The 18,110-nt window shown below is 55.7% G+C and carries 12 protein-coding genes; 5 read left to right on the forward strand and 7 right to left on the reverse strand.

Features of this window, described 5'->3' with window-relative positions:
• Window positions 1-24: 24 nt before the first annotated feature.
• From EU557_RS03945 to EU557_RS03955, 3 genes are all read right to left on the reverse strand, one after another.
• On the reverse strand, window positions 25-1,107 hold the full coding sequence (locus tag EU557_RS03945; protein ID WP_135529098.1) for an FUSC family protein: 1,083 nt from the start codon (window positions 1,105-1,107) through the stop codon (window positions 25-27).
• 143 nt (window positions 1,108-1,250) lie between these two features.
• Window positions 1,251-2,777, reverse strand: coding sequence for a T9SS C-terminal target domain-containing protein (locus EU557_RS03950; protein ID WP_135529099.1), 1,527 nt, complete (start codon window positions 2,775-2,777; stop codon window positions 1,251-1,253).
• 60 nt (window positions 2,778-2,837) lie between these two features.
• Entirely contained in the window at window positions 2,838-5,693 is a 2,856-nt protein-coding gene (locus EU557_RS03955) for a TonB-dependent receptor (RefSeq protein ID WP_135529100.1), read from the reverse strand.
• A 498-nt stretch (window positions 5,694-6,191) separates the two neighbouring features.
• Between EU557_RS03955 and mdh the strand changes: the two genes are divergently transcribed.
• Window positions 6,192-7,133, forward strand: coding sequence for a malate dehydrogenase (mdh, locus tag EU557_RS03960; protein ID WP_135529101.1), 942 nt, complete (start codon window positions 6,192-6,194; stop codon window positions 7,131-7,133).
• A 171-nt stretch (window positions 7,134-7,304) separates the two neighbouring features.
• Here mdh and EU557_RS03965 read toward each other — a convergent pair whose 3' ends face one another.
• The 3 genes from EU557_RS03965 to mutL form a co-directional block, all read right to left on the reverse strand.
• Window positions 7,305-8,201: a rhomboid family intramembrane serine protease gene (locus tag EU557_RS03965; RefSeq protein ID WP_135529102.1), complete on the reverse strand. Its 897-nt coding sequence runs from the start codon at window positions 8,199-8,201 to the stop codon at window positions 7,305-7,307.
• Window positions 8,202-8,388: 187 nt separating this feature from the next.
• Window positions 8,389-9,171 (reverse strand): rhomboid family intramembrane serine protease, encoded by a 783-nt coding sequence (locus tag EU557_RS03970; protein ID WP_135529103.1) that lies wholly within the window; start codon window positions 9,169-9,171, stop codon window positions 8,389-8,391.
• Between the two features lie 212 nt (window positions 9,172-9,383).
• Window positions 9,384-11,456: a DNA mismatch repair endonuclease MutL gene (gene mutL, locus EU557_RS03975; protein ID WP_135529104.1), complete on the reverse strand. Its 2,073-nt coding sequence runs from the start codon at window positions 11,454-11,456 to the stop codon at window positions 9,384-9,386.
• A gap of 304 nt (window positions 11,457-11,760) precedes the next feature.
• On the opposite strand from mutL, the gene EU557_RS03980 reads away from it, so the two are divergent.
• The 3 genes from EU557_RS03980 (at window position 11,761) to EU557_RS03990 (ending at window position 16,779) form a co-directional block, all read left to right on the forward strand.
• Window positions 11,761-14,712 (forward strand): serine hydrolase domain-containing protein, encoded by a 2,952-nt coding sequence (locus EU557_RS03980; RefSeq protein WP_135529105.1) that lies wholly within the window; start codon window positions 11,761-11,763, stop codon window positions 14,710-14,712.
• A gap of 256 nt (window positions 14,713-14,968) precedes the next feature.
• Window positions 14,969-16,108 carry an N-acetyl-alpha-D-glucosaminyl L-malate synthase BshA gene (gene bshA, locus EU557_RS03985; protein ID WP_135529106.1) on the forward strand — a complete coding sequence of 380 codons (1,140 nt, stop codon included), beginning with the start codon at window positions 14,969-14,971 and terminating at the stop codon, window positions 16,106-16,108.
• Between the two features lie 143 nt (window positions 16,109-16,251).
• Window positions 16,252-16,779, forward strand: a complete 528-nt coding sequence (locus tag EU557_RS03990; RefSeq protein ID WP_135529107.1) for a hypothetical protein — start codon at window positions 16,252-16,254, stop codon at window positions 16,777-16,779.
• A gap of 111 nt (window positions 16,780-16,890) precedes the next feature.
• Here the strand turns inward: EU557_RS03990 and EU557_RS03995 are convergent, their stop codons facing one another.
• Complete coding sequence (locus tag EU557_RS03995; protein ID WP_135529108.1) at window positions 16,891-17,427, reverse strand: DUF7935 family protein; 537 nt, start codon at window positions 17,425-17,427, stop codon at window positions 16,891-16,893.
• A gap of 295 nt (window positions 17,428-17,722) precedes the next feature.
• On the opposite strand from EU557_RS03995, the gene EU557_RS04000 reads away from it, so the two are divergent.
• Entirely contained in the window at window positions 17,723-18,076 is a 354-nt protein-coding gene (locus EU557_RS04000; protein ID WP_135529109.1) for a HesB/IscA family protein, read from the forward strand.
• Window positions 18,077-18,110 lie beyond the last annotated feature (34 nt).

The following is an 18,110-nucleotide window of genomic DNA, read 5'->3' on the forward strand; positions in this document are numbered from 1 at the left end:
CATGAGTAAGTCGTAGCGCTTTGGCTACTTAGCTTCCTTAGTGGCGCGGAGGCGCAAGAGCAACTCGCTTAGCCAGAATAGCACCACCGCGATGCCGGCGCCCAGCAGGGTATCCAGCACGCGCCCTTCTACTGTGACTAGCGTGTTACCGGCGTGGCCTGCAGTGGCGTTTAGCAGGGCAATGGGCGTGATGAAAAGCAGCGCAAAGGCATAATTCCGGGCTACCACTACTTCAGTGGCGCCTTGCAGCAACATCAGCGCGGCCACTAGGCCTAGGCCCGTCGGGTGTACTAAGGAGAGTAACTCAAACAGCCCTATTCCCAGCAGCGTGCCCACTACCCGGTGTGCCGCCCGCAGGCCGGTGAGCTGCCGCGAAGGACTGGATTGCAGCACCGCTACGGCCGCCAACACCACCCAGTACACCCGGTGCGCGCCTAGTGGCCTAGCTACCACGCTGGCAATTAATACGGCCGCCACTACCCGCAGCGCAACGGTCGCGGTATCTTTGTCAAAACCCAACCGCGGCAGTAACACGCGTAGCCCCACCGATGCAGGATAGTGCCTCCCTGGCAGCAACAGCGGCGTTATAACTACTAGGTAGGCCAGTCCGGCTCCTGCGGCCACCAGCCCCAATAGCCGTAGGCCAGGTTGGGCAGCCCCATCTAGCTCTACCGGTGCAGCAATGTGGCCGCTCACGGCAGCTACCAACACAAACATCATCGGGCCGGGCGGCCCTAGCCGAAAGCCTAGTACTAGTGTAGAGGCCAGCGCGCTTACCAGCACCAAGCAAGCTACGGTCAGCCATTCATGGCCAGCACATGCAATGCCCAGCGCTGCGACCAGCACCAGGCCCGCCGCAACAAAAGGCAGTAGCCGGGCTCGGTCTTGGCGGCCTAGTGAGGCCCCATAAAGTGACGTGAAGCTTCCTAGCGCCGCCTGCAAGCCCCATGACTGGTAACCTGCCAAGGTAAACGCCGCCACAGGTAAGCCAATGGCCAAGCTGGCCTCTAGGCCTACTTTCCAGCGCCATGGCGCATCGTGGAGCGTAAGTAAACTACCAACTGCTCGTCGGGTGCGGGGAACGTAACGGTCTACAGGCAATTTCATACGTGCGTAAACAGGCTAGGCCACCATGAGTACGCGGTTCTCCTGCGGATGGGATACGTTGTTTACTACTCCTGTCTAACGCAAGAAGCCCGAGCTACACGTAGCCCGGGCTTCATTCAGTACGCTTTTATAGGAATCTATACTTAATAGTCCGTTTGCTGCGGATCGAAGTTGGTCCAGTTAGCCATCCAGTTGTCTGAGGAAGCGCCCGAACCCGAGAAGGCACCTACGAAGTTTACTTTCGTGAAGAAGCTATCCGTCACTTTGCTGTCGGTGAAGTCAGGCGCGATACCACCGGTTGCTGCTACAATTGGCGAAGCACTACGCGGGATGAAGCTCGGCGTCGTCAAGCTGAAGGGATTCAGCAGTTGCACGTTATCTGACGTGGTGTAGCGCTTGTTGCCGTTCGCTTTCAGCCAAGTCAGCGGACCTACGGCACTGCCCCAAGCCGATGAGTCGGAGCCCATGACGTTGTTGGTCGTTAAGCTACCTCCACCACCGGTACCGGGGATGTAGATAATGCTGCGCTGGCCGCTGGCAGAGTTCGAATTTGTGAGGCTGCCAGCCACAATGTTGTTCTTAAAGCGCAGGTTGCCGTTGGCAGCATTGCCCGCCGTCATAGCGTTATCGATCAGCACGTTGGTGGGGTAGCCCATAATCACCGAGTTCAGAATGCTGATGCTCGAGTTACGACGGATATGGGCGCCAGCCGTATACTGCGGGCTATAGTTGCCGCCGCTTGCGTTGATGATGGGACCAACAGCAGTAATATTGGAGAATACTGCCGAAGTCTGGGGAGTAACAGGGTTTGACTTGCTGTCGTTGTCCGACTCAAAGGCTTTGGAGCCCGACTGGTCAGCCTGCAATGGGTCACGCAGAGAAACGGCGAACTGCACTTTGCCCGAGAAGCCGTTGTCGGTATCAAAGTCGTCGTCGAACGTGCGGTGCGACACTAGATATTTAGCGTTTACAGTACCGCCAAACCACTCGAAAGCATCATCGCCACTGAATGACACCTGAACGTGGTCGATGGTAGTACCGCTGCCTACGCCGGCTAGGGTCAGGCCGTTCACTTCGTTGTCGGGCGAGAAAGCCACGCCGCCAAACTCAATGCGCACGTACTGCAGTGTACCAGAGTTATCGTTGGCAACGTCACCGCCGTATTTGGTGTCTACGCCGCCTTCTACCACTGGCTGCGCAGTTGGAGTAACGGCGTTGTGCGGAGCGTTACCGGCAATGATAACGCCACCCCAGTCGCCGTAGTTGCGCGAGCCTTTGGGCTGATTAGAGGTGAAAACAATCGGCTTGTCGGCCGTGCCTACTGCCATAATTTTTGCACCGGGCTCAATAATCAGGGCGCCTTTGGTGTCTTTATCGCCTTTAATGATAGTGCCTGCCTCGATAGTAAGCGTAGCTCCAGATTTCACATATACAAACCCCTTGAGTAGGTACTTGTTGCTGGCCGACCACGTGGTGTTGGTAGTGATGGAGGTTTTGCCGCTACCACCTACGGTAACCAGCTGGCCCGTGCTAGGAGTAGTTGGGCCGCCGGGTGTGGTAGTACCTCCGCCTTGTACATTAGGAGCGGGCGTGGTGTTTTCCTTGCTGCACGATGCCAGGCCAGCTAGCAGAGTAGCTGCCAGGGCAAGGGAAAGGGTATTCTTTTTCATACGAAGGGGTGAAATGAAAAGCAGACTAGGAAGTGTGTTGGAAAGAAGAAGGTGTGCAGATTATGGAAGCGGGGTAAGCTGACGGGCGCGGGGCTCCAGGTTGAAGCGCAGGCCTAGGGTGTAATAAGTGCCCCGGCGGTAGCTGCTAAGCGAGGGGTCGTTCTTGGCTTCGTACTTTTTATCGCGGTTGAAGTCCTGCACCAGGTTTACTTTCTGGTTCAGCAAGTCCTGAATACCCGCGTTCAGGGTCAGGCGGTTAGATACCGTCTTAGTCAATGACAGGTCTACCGTGTGGCGGGGCATTTCTACCACGTCGGGGTAATCATTGCTACCAGCAAACAGGATGCGGGGGCCAAACACGTTGTAGAGGGCTGTTACCTGCCAGCTGTTATCCGGAGTGTTGTAGTACAGACCACCGTTCAGCACGTAGGGCGACTGACCTTGCAGAGCGCGTTTGTTGTCCCAGGCCACAAACTTGTCGCCGAGCTGTACTTGGCTCTTGATCAGTGAGGCATTGAATACAGCCGAGATGTTGCGCAGACCCGTCGTACCGAAGGCATCATCTAGGAAGTTCAGGCTCTTCTTCAGGTCCAACTCAAGTCCGTAGGCGTAAGCGCTAGGGGCATTGGCAAAAGTGTAGGCCAGGTTGGTGGTGAGAACTACCGTATTTTCAATGGGGTTGGTGAAGTTCTTATAGAACGCTCCGATGTGAATCAGTTCTCCACTTGAAGGGTACAGCTCATAGCGCAGATCGAAGTTATCGATGGTGGCGACTTTCAGCGGTGCTCCGGGGTTCAGGTATAGCGACCCGTAGTTGAGTACGCTAAAGTCAAAATCATAGTAGAAGAAGGGAGCCGCTTCGCGGAACTCGGGGCGGTTGAGGCTGCGGCCGTAGGAGGCGCGAAGCAGATTCTTCTCGTTGAAGTTGTAGCTGAAGTTGGCCGAGGGTAATACGAAGTTGGTGGTCACATCTTGCTGTACCGGCTCACCGTTGATGCCGGTGGAGATAGACTGCACGTTACGCTCGTAGCGGGCACCCGTAACCAGCTTTAGTCGCTCGGTCAGAGGGATGTTGAAGGACAGATAAGCAGCCTCGAGTTCGTTGGTAGCGTTGTAGCGGTAGGTCGAGTTCAAATCTTCCGTCAGGCGGAAACCGTCGGTGCCAATGTTTTGCGGATCGAAAATGTTACCCACGGCTTCATTACGCAGGCCCTGTAGGCCACCAGCGTTGAGGGAGTAGCCGAAGGCGCGGGCGCGGAAGTCGCGCTTGCGGTACTCTAAGTAGGTACCAGCGCCAATTTCTACTTGCCGCTCTCCTACTTTAACCTTCTGCTTCAGGTTAGCATTAATAGTGTAGCTGTACTCGTTCAGCTTCTGGTACAGACGGCCAGCGTTGTTTACGTCTACTTGGCCGCTGCCAGGAGTCAAAACCGTTTCAGTGGGTGCACCACCTTCCGTAGCCGCCGGAATCGACTGATATGACACGCGACGCAGGTCGGGCTCGTTTCGGTTAGAATAGCCATAACCCGCTACCCAGTCAAAGTTCGTTTTATCCTCGTTGAAGGCATGCTGGCCGGCAAGCTGGCCCGTGTACGTGGTACGACCCTGGTAGCCCAGCTGGTAGCTGTTGCGCACTGGGCGGCCATCGTTGTCGAAGCCCCGGCGAGTGGTTACCTGGTTGCGCGACTGTTGATTGAACAGGTTACGAAACTCCAGTCGGCCACCATTATCCAGCACCACGTTGAAGTTCTGGATAGCCCCTAGCCGGATGTTGTTCGACGACTGATCATCTTTAAGAGCATCCGTACGCTGACCTGCTCCGTCGTAGAGGTTGCGGTCGATGTGGAAGCGGGTGAAGGTGTTGGTGTAGTTCACCGACGTGATGCTACCGATAGACAGATTCTTGAGGTTGATCTGGTCCATGTAGGCCGCGTTGAAGCGGATGTCGGGCATGGCCTTCAGCTTGTAGATCGGGAAGGTGTTCTCGATTTGCCGGGCGTAGAAGTCACGCTCGTACTGCTGATAGGCCGTGCTCAGCTCGGGGAAGCCGCCGGGCAGCTGGCGCTTAACGGCCCCAAAGCCGAAGGCGTCGCCGGCCTGCGTTTTATCAGTGAAGAAGTCTTTCCCCGTAGTACCGTTGCGGTAGCCGGATGAATAGTTGGCCGTGAACAGTCGCTCGTTCTGAGCGGGCTTGCGCAGGTATACCTTTACTAGGCCACCCGCGAAGTCGCCGGGCAATTCTGGCGAGGGGTCTTTAAACACCAGCACGCGGTCGAGCAGAGAGCTGGGTACAATGTCAAAGGAGAAGGACTTACGGTCGGTTTCCGAGCTGGGTGCCGATACATCGTTCAGCCACACGGCGTTATACCGGTCGCTGAGGCCCCGAATCTGGATGAAGCGGTTATCCACGATGGTTACGCCCGGTATGCGGCGCACTACTTCGGCCGCGTCGCGGTCCTGAGTCTTTACAATCTGCTCCGAGGAAACCCCGCTAACTACTACGTTAGCCTGCTTGATTTCCGAGATAACCGAGACTTCGGTGTTAGTGCGCCGCACACCCGTTACCACAACCTCGTTCAGCTGCTGCTGATCTGACTCTAGTTTATAGTTAACGGTGGTGGTTTGACCGGCTTTCACCGCTACCTTTTGGATGGTAGCTGTCTTGTATGACACCGAGGACACGATAAGCGTGTACTCGCCCACTGGCACCTTTTCTAACGAAAAGCGGCCATCCACATTGGTGGGGCCGCCAATTGTTGATTTGTCCAGATGTACCGTGCCACCTACAATTCCCTCCTGGGTTTGGGCATCGGTGATGGTTCCTTTAATGCTGCCCGTACTCTGCGCCACTACCGACGACAGGGCCCCGAAAAACAGCAGAAAAACGAGTGTGATTTTGGTAATTGTGTCCTGCATAGTGGCGGCAAAGGTAGATCCGCCTTATTACCACAATGTGCCGCTTTGTTTACTGAATTGTTACGTCCAACTACCTGATTCGCAGAGTACTATTAGGGGGGCAAGCAAGCCAAAATTGTCTTATTTTCAATAAGTTAAACCTGTATTATCCCTATTTTAACATGCCGGTTCATGTAACGCCCAGGTTCTCTATTGTAGCCATATTGTTACGAGGCACAGGGCCCCTTATGGTCTCGCGCTAAACCATATTAGAGCTAATACGTATGGCCCCATCCTTAGTATAGCTATGAGATTCTAGTTAGGTCTTCTGCCCTCAGCATACTAAGAGCTAGTCCCCCTCCGTGAGCTCTTTGCTGGAAGCTAGGCCAGTATTTTTTTCGCTTTCTAAAGAGGAGGTTATGGGCTAGAGGCGAACTTTCGCCGGCTCTAACTTTACCAGAACCGGTTTTCGGTTAGCTTTACGGTCTAACCCACATCTCACACCCATATTCCATCCCAATGAAAGTTACCGTAGTTGGAGCTGGCAACGTAGGCGCAACCTGCGCTGATGTACTGGCCACCCGCGAAATTGCTAATGAGATTGTACTGGTAGACATCAAAGAAGGCTTCGCTGAAGGCAAGGCCCTCGATATCTGGCAGAAAGCCCCCATCATTGGGTACGATTCCCGCACCGTAGGCGTAACCGGCGACTACAGCCGCACCGCTGGCTCGGACGTGGTAGTAATTACCTCAGGCCTGCCCCGCAAGCCCGGCATGAGCCGCGACGACCTGATTTCTACCAATGCAGGCATCGTGAAGACGGTAACTGAGCAGGTGGTAAAATACTCGCCCAACGCCATCATCATTGTGGTTTCAAACCCACTGGACGTGATGACCTACCAAGCGCACCTCACTTCGGGTCTGCCCCGCGAGAAGGTGTTTGGCATGGCCGGCATCCTCGACACGGCTCGTTACCGCGCGTTCCTGGCTGAGGCGCTTAACGTAAGCCCCAAAGACATTCAGGCCGTACTTATGGGTGGCCACGGCGACACCATGGTACCCCTCCCCCGCTATACTACGGTAGGCGGTATCCCCGTAACTGAACTCATTGGCAAAGAAGAGCTCGACGCTATTGTGCAGCGCACGGCCGTAGGTGGCGGTGAGCTAGTAAAGCTGATGGGCACCTCGGCGTGGTACGCTCCGGGCGCAGCTGCTGCTCAGATGGTAGAAGCCATTGTGCGCGACCAGCGTCGCGTGTTCCCCGTGTGCATTGAGCTGCAGGGCGAGTATGGCATCAACGGCGTGTACCTGGGCGCACCCGTTATCCTCGGCAAAAATGGCATCGAGAAAGTTATCGAGCTGCAGCTGAACGACGAGGAGAAGGCGCTGCTGGAAACTTCGCGCGGCCACGTAAAAGAAGTAATGGACGCCCTCGACAACATGAGCAAGGCAACTGCTTAAGCTCCTTGCTTTTCCCGAAGGCTCTGAACCGGCCGTCTCACTCTCGTGGGACGGCCGGTTTTTTAGTAGCTATCTATTCTCACTTTGCTGATAGGCCTAGAAACATAAAAGCCAGCAGAACAAAATTCCGCTGGCTTTTATGTTTCTAATTTTTAATCACCCTACAGGCCTCTATTTCTGACTAGCCCGGAAAAGCTTCTGCTTTTCGTCTTTGGACAGGCTTTCATAGCCGGAGCGGGAAATCTTATCCAGAATTACGTCTATTTCATCCTGCTCGGGTTTGGGCATAGTGCCTTTCTTCACAGGCGCCGCGACGGGTGCCGCTTGGCTACGGTGCGTCACGCGCAGGCGAGGGCGGCCGCTCAGTAGGCCACCTACGAACTCACCCACGGCCTGGACAGGCCGGCCTAGGTCGCGGCCTGCCTGAAGCTGTTTGATGAACAGGAAGCCGACCAATGCTCCTCCGATGTGCGCAATGCCACCCCCAGGGTTGCCCTGGTTAATGGCAATAACTGAAAGCAGAATCACAACGGCCGCAATGTATTTAATACGTACCGGCCCAATTAGGATGAGATTGAAGGTATATTCTGGTAGCAATGTGGCGGCGGCCATGATAATGGCCGTTACTGCCGCCGACGCCCCCAACAGCGGAATGCCCAAGTGCATGCGTAGGGCCGGAATCAGGTTGAAGGCCAGCAGAAACAGAACAGCTCCGGCCAGTGCGCCCAGCACATAAAGGCTTACTAAACGCTTATCACCCAGATACTCGCGTACTAGCGCACCAAACCAGTACAGGTTCAGCAGGTTGAAGAGAATATGGAAAAAGCTCTCGTGGGTGAAAGCATAAGTCAGCAGCGTCCAGGGGTGCCGGAGCAGGGCGGGCATATCCGAGGGCAGCTGAAACTGCCGAATGACGTTGGGGTAGTACTCTAGGTAAGTACCAGTCAAACGCATTACGGCCTCAATCAGCACCAGCCCTACAAACACCAGCACATTAATCAGCAGCAGCTGATTGAGCGCATTGTCGCGGCGGCTGAAGGCAGTGCGGATGTCATTGGCAATACTCATAGGTGGACAAAGAGGGTTAGAACGGAAGAACTAGGCAGGCCACTACATAACGGCCCGCTATTCCGGATGATACGAGCAGATGCCGCAATTTTCAGGCAACCTTTCGGCGGGCGCAGTCTTCCTGCCAAGCTGACGGTAAGACTGGCAAGTATAGCACTAGGTTTTAGATATTGAGCAGTTGCCTGGCCTAGTACATCCGGTTGCGGTTGCGCTGCCAGATTAATAACACCACTAGCCCCACTAATAATCCCCCGAGGTGCGCGAAGTGCGCCACGTTGTCGCCTGGGGCCCGGTGCACGCCTTGGTAGAATTCATACAGACCGTACAGAAACACCAAATACTTGGCCTTTATGGGCACCGGCAGCGGAAAGATGATGAGCGGCGTATTCGGGAAATAGAAGGCAAAGGCTATCATAATACCAAACAACGCCCCAGAAGCACCCACCATGGGCCCGCTCAGGCTTCGCTCATACATGTACTCCATACTATCCAGGGCACTCTTGATTAAGCCCGGATCATCGGGGGTGGCATGTAGCTGGCGAGCTACCACGGCATATTGGTCGCGGTAATCAGACGCATTATGGTCCACGAAATCCATCAGGTTAACGTCGGTCGGTTCCGCCCGAAACGCCTCAATATCGTGGCGCATTTGCTTTACCTCATAGGTGCGCAGGCCGTTGTACAGCACGCCGGCTCCTAGGCCACAGATCAGCCAGTACGTCAGTAAGCGGTTTGCGCCCCACCGTTGCTCTAGCATGGGGCCAAACACCACTAAACCTAACATATTGGAGAAGATGTGTCCAAGGTTGGCGTGCATGAACATATAGGTCAGGAACTGCCAGGGCTGAAACAGCGGCGAGCCGATAGGGTAAAGAGCCAGAAACCCAAGCGGAGTTACTTGCATCGCAACGAAGAACACCACCACGTTGGCGATGAGCAAGTTGCGGACCATTGGAGTCAGTTGAAACATATATCGCGGAATTGCGCTGAGTGGTCGTGAGGCGCAGGTTTAATGAACAGTCGTTTTTGCTGCTCTTGCTGATTACGGCCCCACCCAACTTTTGGCCAGAACAGGCCTACATGGTAAAGCTAGAAAGTTAAACGGACGTCATGCTTCCCCTCTGTTCAGCATGGCGTCCGTTTATGACTTCAGTACTCTATTACCTGAGTGGCCTAGGATACTCAGCGGGTGAAGAAGGCCTGCAGTTCGCTGAGCTCTAAGAGCACCAGGGTGCGGCGACCATCGGGTGTGTAATTCGGAATTGAACAAGCAAAGAGCTTGTCTACCAACGCAGTCATTTCAAACTCAGAGAGGCGGCTGCCCGCGGCACTGGTAGCCACCCGCCGGGCCAGGGCGCGCGCCATTTGCTCTCGCCGGTCGAGCTTCACCGGGCCGGCGTGGGTCCGGAACTGTTCAATCAGGCCTTCCAGCAGTTCCTTCTCATCGCGGGCCGGCACATCCGCCGGGATGCCCTCCACTGCAATAGTATACTTACCGAAATCAGTGAAGCGGAAACCCAGCGCTTTCAAGGGCTCCTCCACCTCGCGCAGAATAGCAAAGTCCTGGGGCGTGAACGTAACCGTGCGCGGGAACAGTAGCGTTTGCGAAGCGCTGGTGTCTCGCTCGAGTGCCTGCGCGTACTGCTCAAACAAAATCCGCTCGCGGGCCGCTACTTGGTCAATCAGCATTACCCCCGATTTCACGGGCACCAGCAAATACTGCTGGTGCAGTTGCAGCACCTTGTTACCGGGCGCTGTGCTAGATGACGACTCCCGCAAGGGCAGTTCAGGGGATGCGGCCGACGGAGCCGGCAGCACAAAAGGCGCGGCCACCTGGCCTACTGGCTCCGTAGGCGTGGCTAGGCCACTCACAAAGCTACTCGGAAGCTCCGGTGCTGGCTGCTGGGCTGCCTCCTCGGCCTGGCGCGCGGCGGTGATGGCCGCAGCCGACGGCACAGGCACCCCAACAGCCGTGGCTTCCCGCTCAATGTCGGGCACCTTCACTTGCTGCAGGCTCTTGTAGAACTCCTCCAGCTCACGTTTGGCTTGGTCGGTGGGGCGGGGCGGCAGCTGGCGCTCATAGGCATCGGAGCGCCCCGGCTTCGATTCGGTCTTGCTAGGCGTGCTGGCGGCGCGGGCGGCGGCTGAGGCTAGTGCGTCGGGCTTGAAGTCGCCGGCGAAGGGGTTCTGCTCGTTGCCCGAAAGGCGTAGGGGCTGAATGGGTGCAAAGTTCACGTCCCCCTCAAAGTCCAGCGACGGCGCCATGTTATGCAGGCCTAGGCTCTGCTTCACAGCGGCCCGCACAATGGCGTACACGGTTTTCTCGTCCTCAAACTTGATTTCAGTTTTCGTGGGGTGCACGTTGATGTCGATGGTCTTGGGGTCGAGCTCCAGGAACAGCACGTAGAACGGGTGCGTATCTTTGGGCAGCAGGCCCTCGTAGGCCGTCAGCACGGCATGGTTGAGGTAGGCCGAGCGGATGAAGCGGTTGTTGACGAAGAAAAACTGGTCGCCGCGGCTCTTCTTCGCCGACTCGGGCTTGCCGATATATCCTTTCACCGATATAAAAGGCGTCACCTCTTCCACCTGAGCCAGTTGCTCTTTATACCCATTGCCCAGCAAGGCCACAATACGCTGGCTCAGCTTGCCGGCCGGCAGGTTAAACACCTCCAGATCATTCTGGAACAGCGAGAAGCTGATCTGCGGATTAGCCAGCGCCACGTGCTGAAACTCGTCGAGGATGTGGCGCATTTCTACCGCATTGCTCTTGAGAAAGTTGCGACGGGCAGGCACGTTGAAGAACAGGTTCTTCACGCTGATGCTCGTGCCATCGGGGCAAGCTACGGGTTGCTGGCTGGCAATCTGGGAGCCTTCTACCAGCAGCAGGCTGCCGGTATCCTGGCCGCGCTGCTTGGTGCGCAACTCCACTTGGGCCACGGCCGCAATACTGGCCAGAGCCTCGCCCCGGAAGCCCAAAGTGCGAATCCGAAACAGGTCGTCGGTAGTGCGGATTTTACTGGTGGCGTGGCGCTCTAGGCTCATGCGCGCATCAGTAGCCGACATGCCAGTGCCATTGTCCACTACCTGCACCAGTTGCTTGCCGGCTTCTTTAATGATGAGCTGCACTTGGGTTGCACCGGCATCTACGGCATTTTCCAGCAGTTCTTTCACCGCCGAAGCCGGGCGCTGCACTACTTCACCGGCGGCAATTTGGTTGGCTAAATATTCGGGAAGCAGCTGAATAATATCCGCCATAAACAACTAAAATCAGAAGAAAAAAGAGGTGAAGCGCTGGCCTGAAATTGACAGCTATCCGCCTGATAACAACCGGCGTCGGGAAAATATCCGTAAGTTTGCGGCCAACTTTTGTGTGTGCTGCATGGGACGGATTCTTCCGCGCATACGTTAGGAGCTTGGGAAGGCAAGGCACGAGGGCCAGTAAAAAGGGCTCCTCACCTAGCCGGAACACTCTCCTCACACGCTTCTAGGAGGAGGCAAAAGTAGGGCTTTTGCCTCGCTTTTCACCTTATATTAACCTCAGCACGAACTACGGGAGCCGATGCTCAAAGACTTTCGGATTGGACTCTTCTTGCTCCTCCTGGCCATCACGGGTCTAATCATCTCCTCCTCCGCTCCTCGGGTAGAAGAGGTACGCCCTATGTCGGTGGCGGAGCAAAACTGGGTCGATAGTGTATTCAACTCCCTGACGCCCGACCAGCGCCTGGGGCAGCTGTTTATGGTGGCGGCGTACTCCAACAAGGACCGCAAGCATGCTCAGTACATCGACTTCCTGGTAAAGAACTATAACATCGGCGGACTGATGTTCTTGCAGGGGGGGCCGCGCCGGCAGGCTCTTCTGGTTAACCGTTACCAGGCCAGTGCCAAGGTGCCCTTGCTGGTTGCTATGGATGCTGAGTGGGGCCTGGATATGCGCCTCGACAGCTCTATGCATTTCGCCAAGGGTATGACTCTGGGTGCCATGGACGACGACCAGTACGTGTATCAGATGGGCCGCGAAATTGCCCTGAAGATGAAGACCTTGGGGGTGCACGTGAGCTTCTCGCCCGTTATCGACGTCAATTCGAACCCCAGCAACCCAGTTATTGGTAACCGCTCTTTTGGCGAGAACAAGGAGCAGGTAGCTAAACGTGGAGTGGCCTACATCCGAGGACTACAAGACCACGGCATCATGGCCGTAGTGAAGCACTTCCCCGGTCACGGCGACACCGACGTGGACTCGCACGTGGCTCTGCCAGTTATCAACTCTGATATGGCCCGCCTGACCAGCGTGGATTTATACCCCTTCCAGAAGTCGTTTGAGGCGGGCGTGATGGGCGTGATGGTAGGCCACCTCTACATGCCCCTGTTCGACACTGTCCGGACTCTCTCGGCCACCATCTCCAAAAACTTGGTGACTGGCCTACTGAAGGATAAGATGGCTTACCGCGGCTTGGTGTTTACGGATGCGCTGAACATGAAGAGCGTATCCAACCTCTACAAGCCTGGTGAGCTAGATGCCCTGGCCTTAGCTGCCGGGAACGACGTGCTTCTGTTTTCGGAAGACGTACCGATGGCTATCCAGAAGATCAAGGACATACTAGCCGCTGGCAAAATTGAGCAGGCCGATGTAGATGCGCGGGTACGCAAGATCCTGCGCGCCAAGTACTGGGCGGGCCTCAACCGCTACCGCCCCGTTGATGTGCCTAATCTGATGACCAACCTCAACCGGCCCACTAGCCGCACGGTGCAGCAGCAGATTTATGAGCACGCTACCACGGTAGTTAAAAACGACGACGACCTCCTCCCCTTCCTGCGCCTTGATACGCTGCGCATCGCCGCCGTAACCATCGGCTCCGACGCCCCGACCTACAAGGAGATTATGGGCAAGTACCAAAGCGGCCCCGTATACGCCGTGCCCAACCGCTACGCCCCCGACTCGTCGTTTGCCCGTTTGCTCAACCGCCTCACGCCCTATAATGTGGTGGTGGTGAGCTTACACAACATGAACAACACGCCCACCCATAACTATGGTATTGGGGATGGGGCACTGAAGTTTTTAAAAGACCTCCAGGCTAACCCACGCATCAAAACGGTGGTAGTGGCCTTCGGCAACGCATATGCTCTAAAAAGCCTCGCCGACGCCCGGACCTTGGTGTGCGGCTATGAGGATAATTACGCTTCGCAGCTGGTGATGCCGCAGATTTTGTTTGGGGCTCTTCCCGCCAAGGGTAGGCTGCCCGTTACGGTATCAGAAACTCTGAAAGCAGGCCAAGGCCTTCCTACTCCGGATTACAAACGCCTGCGCTACGGAACGCCCGAAGCGGCCGGTCTGGACTCGCGGGTGCTGGCCCAGATTGATAACGTAGCACTGGAGTCGGTGGCCTACGCGGCCGCACCGGGCTGCCAGGTTCTGGTGGCCAAAGACGGGATGGTGGTCTTTGATAAGAGCTATGGCTACTGCACGTACGATAAGTCGCAGCCAGTAAACAGCAGCACCCTCTACGACTTGGCGTCGGTGACGAAAGTGGCCGGCACGCTACAGGCTATCATGTACCTGAAAGATCAGGGCAAGCTCAGCCTGGATGAGCGTGTATCGGCCTATTTGCCAGAACTGAAGAGCACAAACAAGCGCGAGATGACTGTGCGGGAAGTGCTCATGCACCAGGCAGGACTTAAGCCTGGCATCACTACTTGGGAGAAGACGGTAACGAAGAATGGCCCGAAGCCTACCTTCTATGCCAGCACTGCCTCCCCCGATTTCCCCCGGGAGGTAACGCCTGAGATGTACAGCCTAAAAACGGCCGATGACTCTGTGTGGGTGTGGGTGCAGCGCTCTAGCTTACTGCCAAAGGTGAAAGGCAAGTACCCCGTAGAGTACAGCGACCTGAGCTTTATTGTACTGAAGCGCGTGGCAGAAAAGCTGCTCCAGCAGCCAATTGACGCTTTCTTGCAGAAGAGCTTCTATCAGCCTCTTGGCTTGGGCACCATGACGTACAACCCACTGGAGAAATTCCCGAAGTCGTGCATTGCCCCTACCGAGAATGATACGTATTACCGCCATACCTTGCTCCAAGGCAACGTGCACGACCAAACGGCCGCTATGCTCGGCGGCGTTGGGGGCCACGCGGGCTTGTTCTCGAATGCCAACGACTTAGCCATTCTCATGCAGATGAACCTGCAGAATGGTCGCTACGGTGGGCAGAAATTCTTCCAGACTCCGGTAGTATCGGAGTTTGCCAACAGCAAAGAGGGCGGCAACCGCCGGGGCCTAGGCTGGGACCGGGGCGACCCATCGAAGCCAGAAGGCCCGACCAGCAACCTCTCGCCGGCCAGCACTTTTGGCCATACGGGCTTCACGGGAACCTGCGTGTGGATGGACCCCGAAAACAAAATCCTCTACATCTTTCTTTCTAACCGAGTGTACCCCGACGCTGGCAACAACAAGCTGCGTCAGTTCAACATCCGCACCCGTATCCACGACGTGATTTACAAGTCGTTGCAGAAAACATGATCTGTTGTCAGACTCTTTTGCTTCTCTGATCTGCCCCGGCGGCAAGGCATCCAAGCGGGATGACTTGCCGCCGGTTTTTTGTGCCGCCTACATTTCTGGGGTAGGTACGTAACCAAAATTTAATGCGGAGCTTCCTTTAGCTGCCGCAACGGTCCGGCTCCGGCTGTGTCCGTTGCACGTTGAGGTTACCCCGTTTCACTTTCTCACTCCCCTCTTCGCCCATACCCGCCGCGGTAGGGCGCTAGCTGAAGCTCCCATGAATATCGGCATTGTCTGTTACCCTACTTTCGGCGGCTCCGGCGTCGTGGCAACTGAACTGGGCAAGGCCCTAGCCCTAAAAGGGCATCGCGTCCATTTTATTACTTACAGCCAACCCGTTCGCCTCGATTTCTTTAACGAGAACCTGTTCTACCACGAGGTATATATTCCCCCGTACCCACTGTTCCAGTTCCCGCCCTATGAGCTGGCGCTGGCCAGCAAAATGGTAGACATTGTGCAGAATGAGAAGCTGGATGTATTGCACGTGCACTACGCCATTCCGCACGCTTCGGCGGCATACATGGCCAAGCAAATCCTCATTACCAAGGGCATTCGGGTGCCCGTTATTACCACCCTGCACGGCACCGATATTACGCTGGTGGGGAAAGACGCCAGCTACGAGCCGGTGGTTACCTTCAGCATCAACCAGTCAGATGGCGTGACGGCGGTTTCGGCGGACCTGCGCCGCGAAACGTACGAGTACTTCGCCATTGAGAAGGATATTGAAGTTATCCCCAACTTTATCAATCTAGAGCGCTTTAAGAAGCAGAATAAGGGGCACTTTAAGGCAGCCATTGCCCCCGATGGGGAAAAGCTGCTGGTACACACCAGCAACTTCCGCTCGGTGAAGCGTGTGGAGGATGTAGTACACATCTTCGACGGAGTGCGCAAGCAAATTCCAGCCAAGCTCCTGCTGGTAGGTGACGGCCCCGACCGGCCCCGCATTGAGAAGATCTGCCGCGACCTAGGCCTCTTGAGCAACGATGTGCGCTTCCTGGGCAAGCTGGAAGCCGTGGAAGAGGTGCTGAGCATTGCCGACTTGTTCCTGATGCCTTCGGAGAAAGAAAGCTTTGGCCTGGCGGCTTTGGAAGCTATGTCGTGCGAGGTGCCAGTTATCAGCACCAACGCCGGTGGCATCCCCGAGCTGAACGTGCACGGAGTAACCGGCATGGTCAGCAACGTAGGTGATGTGGCTGATATGGTAAAAAACTCGCTTTACGTTCTCGATGACGACAACCTGCCTCGGTTCAAGGAAGCCGCCCGCGCCCGCGCGGAGGAGTTTGCAGTCGATAATATCGTTCCTCGCTATGAAGCTTGCTACCAGCGCGCTATCGATGCTCAGTTAGCAACAGTATAGGCACAAGTTGAAGTTATTGTTGAGCCCGGAGGCCCAGCGAGGCTCTCTGGGCTCATTTATTATACTTTATTTGCATCATGGTATTCCGACGGGATACCACTCTATCCGTTTCCGGTGGGTTTGCTGCCGTATTTTACTTGCTTATGAAATTTCTCTCCGTAGCTATTTGCCTACTCACAGTGCCAGTGGCCGCCGCCATGGCCCAAGACAGCGCACCAAGCCTACAGACTCTCGATGAAACCTACGGGTTTCAGGGAGCCCGCTTCGAAACCCCGGTTTCTAGCTACAAGGATATGGTGCTGGCCGAAAAGGCTGGTAAAACGCAATACTACCGGCGCACCGGCGAGCAAAAGAAGCTTGGCAGCGGTGAGGTAGCCGATATCACGTATGGGTTTTATCAAGGCAAGCTTGCCGTGGTAATGCTGAAGACCCACGGTCAGATAAACAGCCAAAGTGTACTGGAAGCCTTGCAGGAGCAGGCTGGCCCCGGCGTGCAAAACAACCGCTTCGCTCAGCGCTACGCCTGGAATGCGAAACGGGTGCACATGAGCTATGACGAAAACGCCATGAGCGGCGACGCCCTCGTTCTCATCACCTGCAAAAAACTCAAGGAGCAGGAAATGAAGCAAGACCTTCGTTCCCGCCCTACTGCCCCCATGGGCAGCCGGTAAGATAGAAGCTGGTCTAACACAGTCATTCCGAGCGAAACGAGGAATCTGGATAGCCTCTCTAGGCAAGTCCCAGATTCCTCGTTTCGCTCGGAATGACTGTGTTAACGGGTGTTAAAACATGGCTACAGCCTCGCGCTTCACAGCCAGCAGGGCCTGTGCCGTGGGGTCGGCTTCATCGGTCATCAGGCTTTCTAAGATGCGCTTAGCTAGCTCGGGGCCACGCGCTTGCTGCGCGTTGGGGAGGCCACGAAACTGGTTATTGATCAGGTTTACCACATTTTCCTGGCCTTGCTTCACGTAGGCCCACGTTTCGGGCTGCATGTATAATTGTTGGCTCAGGTTGTGCTCTACCTCCGCCCGAATTTCCTGGAGTAACAGGCGGTGGTAGTCTACGGCCGAAATGCCGGCGCTGCTCACGCGCACCAGTAAGTTGCTGGGTGTAATACGCTCTAGCAACATTGTCACGCGCTCAAGGGCCTGCAGCCGCAGCGGCAGGGTGGTTTTGCTGGCTTCCATGCGCAGCTCAACCAAGCGGCGTTGCTGCTCTTTTTCGAGAAACTGCTGAAAGAGGAAGTAAATGATGCCAGCTACAATGAGTGCCGGCAGAATAATCTTGAGCAGGTCGAAGAAGTACGCGGTAGAATCCATGAGGGGCTATAGATGTAGAGGAGGCTGGAGAAATCAGAAAGATGCCTAGAAAAATTTCAGTGAGCAATGGCTGGCAACCTATAGTAACGGTAGCTGCCGCAGTATTCATGAATACGCTGAATAGTGGCCTAGGGCTGCACAAATATAGATGGTGAACCGTAGGCCCCTGTTTGTTGTTAAGGTCTCAAACGAAGTACGTACTCCGGTAGTGCCCCGCTCGTCCTCGACGAAGCATGTTGCTACTGCCGCCGTCTTTGTATCTTTGTCGCCTTACTTCTCTAACGACGAACACACTATGGCAACGGCCGTCTCCACGAAACTTGCTCCCATTACCCTCACCTCGCGCGCCTTGGTGGAGGTCCGGAATATTCTCACCGAGAAAAACGTGCCCGCCGAATACGGTCTGCGCGTAGGCGTTCAGGGCGGCGGCTGTTCCGGCCTGAGCTATCTGCTCGGCTTCGATAAAGCCAAAGACCAGGACGAAACCTTCGACCTCGACGGCGTTAAGCTCATCATGGATAAGAAGCACGCCATGTACGTTATGGGCATGGAAGTTGACTTCCAGGATGGCCTGAACGCTCGCGGCTTTGTCTTCAACAATCCCCAAGCTAAGAGCACCTGCGGCTGCGGCTCCTCGTTCTCGGCTTAATCAGCACTTGCATAAAAAACAAACAGGCCTGCCC

Origin of the sequence: Hymenobacter wooponensis (assembly GCF_004745865.1) — a bacterium.
Taxonomy (GTDB): Bacteria; Bacteroidota; Bacteroidia; order Cytophagales; family Hymenobacteraceae; genus Hymenobacter; species Hymenobacter wooponensis.

Coding starts and splice junctions, on each gene's coding strand:
- EU557_RS03945 (WP_135529098.1), bottom strand. CDS start 1,107: ATGAAATTGCCTGTAGACCGTTACGTTCCCCGCACCCGACGAGCAGTT.
- EU557_RS03950 (WP_135529099.1), bottom strand. CDS start 2,777: ATGAAAAAGAATACCCTTTCCCTTGCCCTGGCAGCTACTCTGCTAGCT.
- EU557_RS03955 (WP_135529100.1), bottom strand. CDS start 5,693: ATGCAGGACACAATTACCAAAATCACACTCGTTTTTCTGCTGTTTTTC.
- mdh (WP_135529101.1), top strand. CDS start 6,192: ATGAAAGTTACCGTAGTTGGAGCTGGCAACGTAGGCGCAACCTGCGCT.
- EU557_RS03965 (WP_135529102.1), bottom strand. CDS start 8,201: ATGAGTATTGCCAATGACATCCGCACTGCCTTCAGCCGCCGCGACAAT.
- EU557_RS03970 (WP_135529103.1), bottom strand. CDS start 9,171: ATGTTTCAACTGACTCCAATGGTCCGCAACTTGCTCATCGCCAACGTG.
- mutL (WP_135529104.1), bottom strand. CDS start 11,456: ATGGCGGATATTATTCAGCTGCTTCCCGAATATTTAGCCAACCAAATT.
- EU557_RS03980 (WP_135529105.1), top strand. CDS start 11,761: ATGCTCAAAGACTTTCGGATTGGACTCTTCTTGCTCCTCCTGGCCATC.
- bshA (WP_135529106.1), top strand. CDS start 14,969: ATGAATATCGGCATTGTCTGTTACCCTACTTTCGGCGGCTCCGGCGTC.
- EU557_RS03990 (WP_135529107.1), top strand. CDS start 16,252: ATGAAATTTCTCTCCGTAGCTATTTGCCTACTCACAGTGCCAGTGGCC.
- EU557_RS03995 (WP_135529108.1), bottom strand. CDS start 17,427: ATGGATTCTACCGCGTACTTCTTCGACCTGCTCAAGATTATTCTGCCG.
- EU557_RS04000 (WP_135529109.1), top strand. CDS start 17,723: ATGGCAACGGCCGTCTCCACGAAACTTGCTCCCATTACCCTCACCTCG.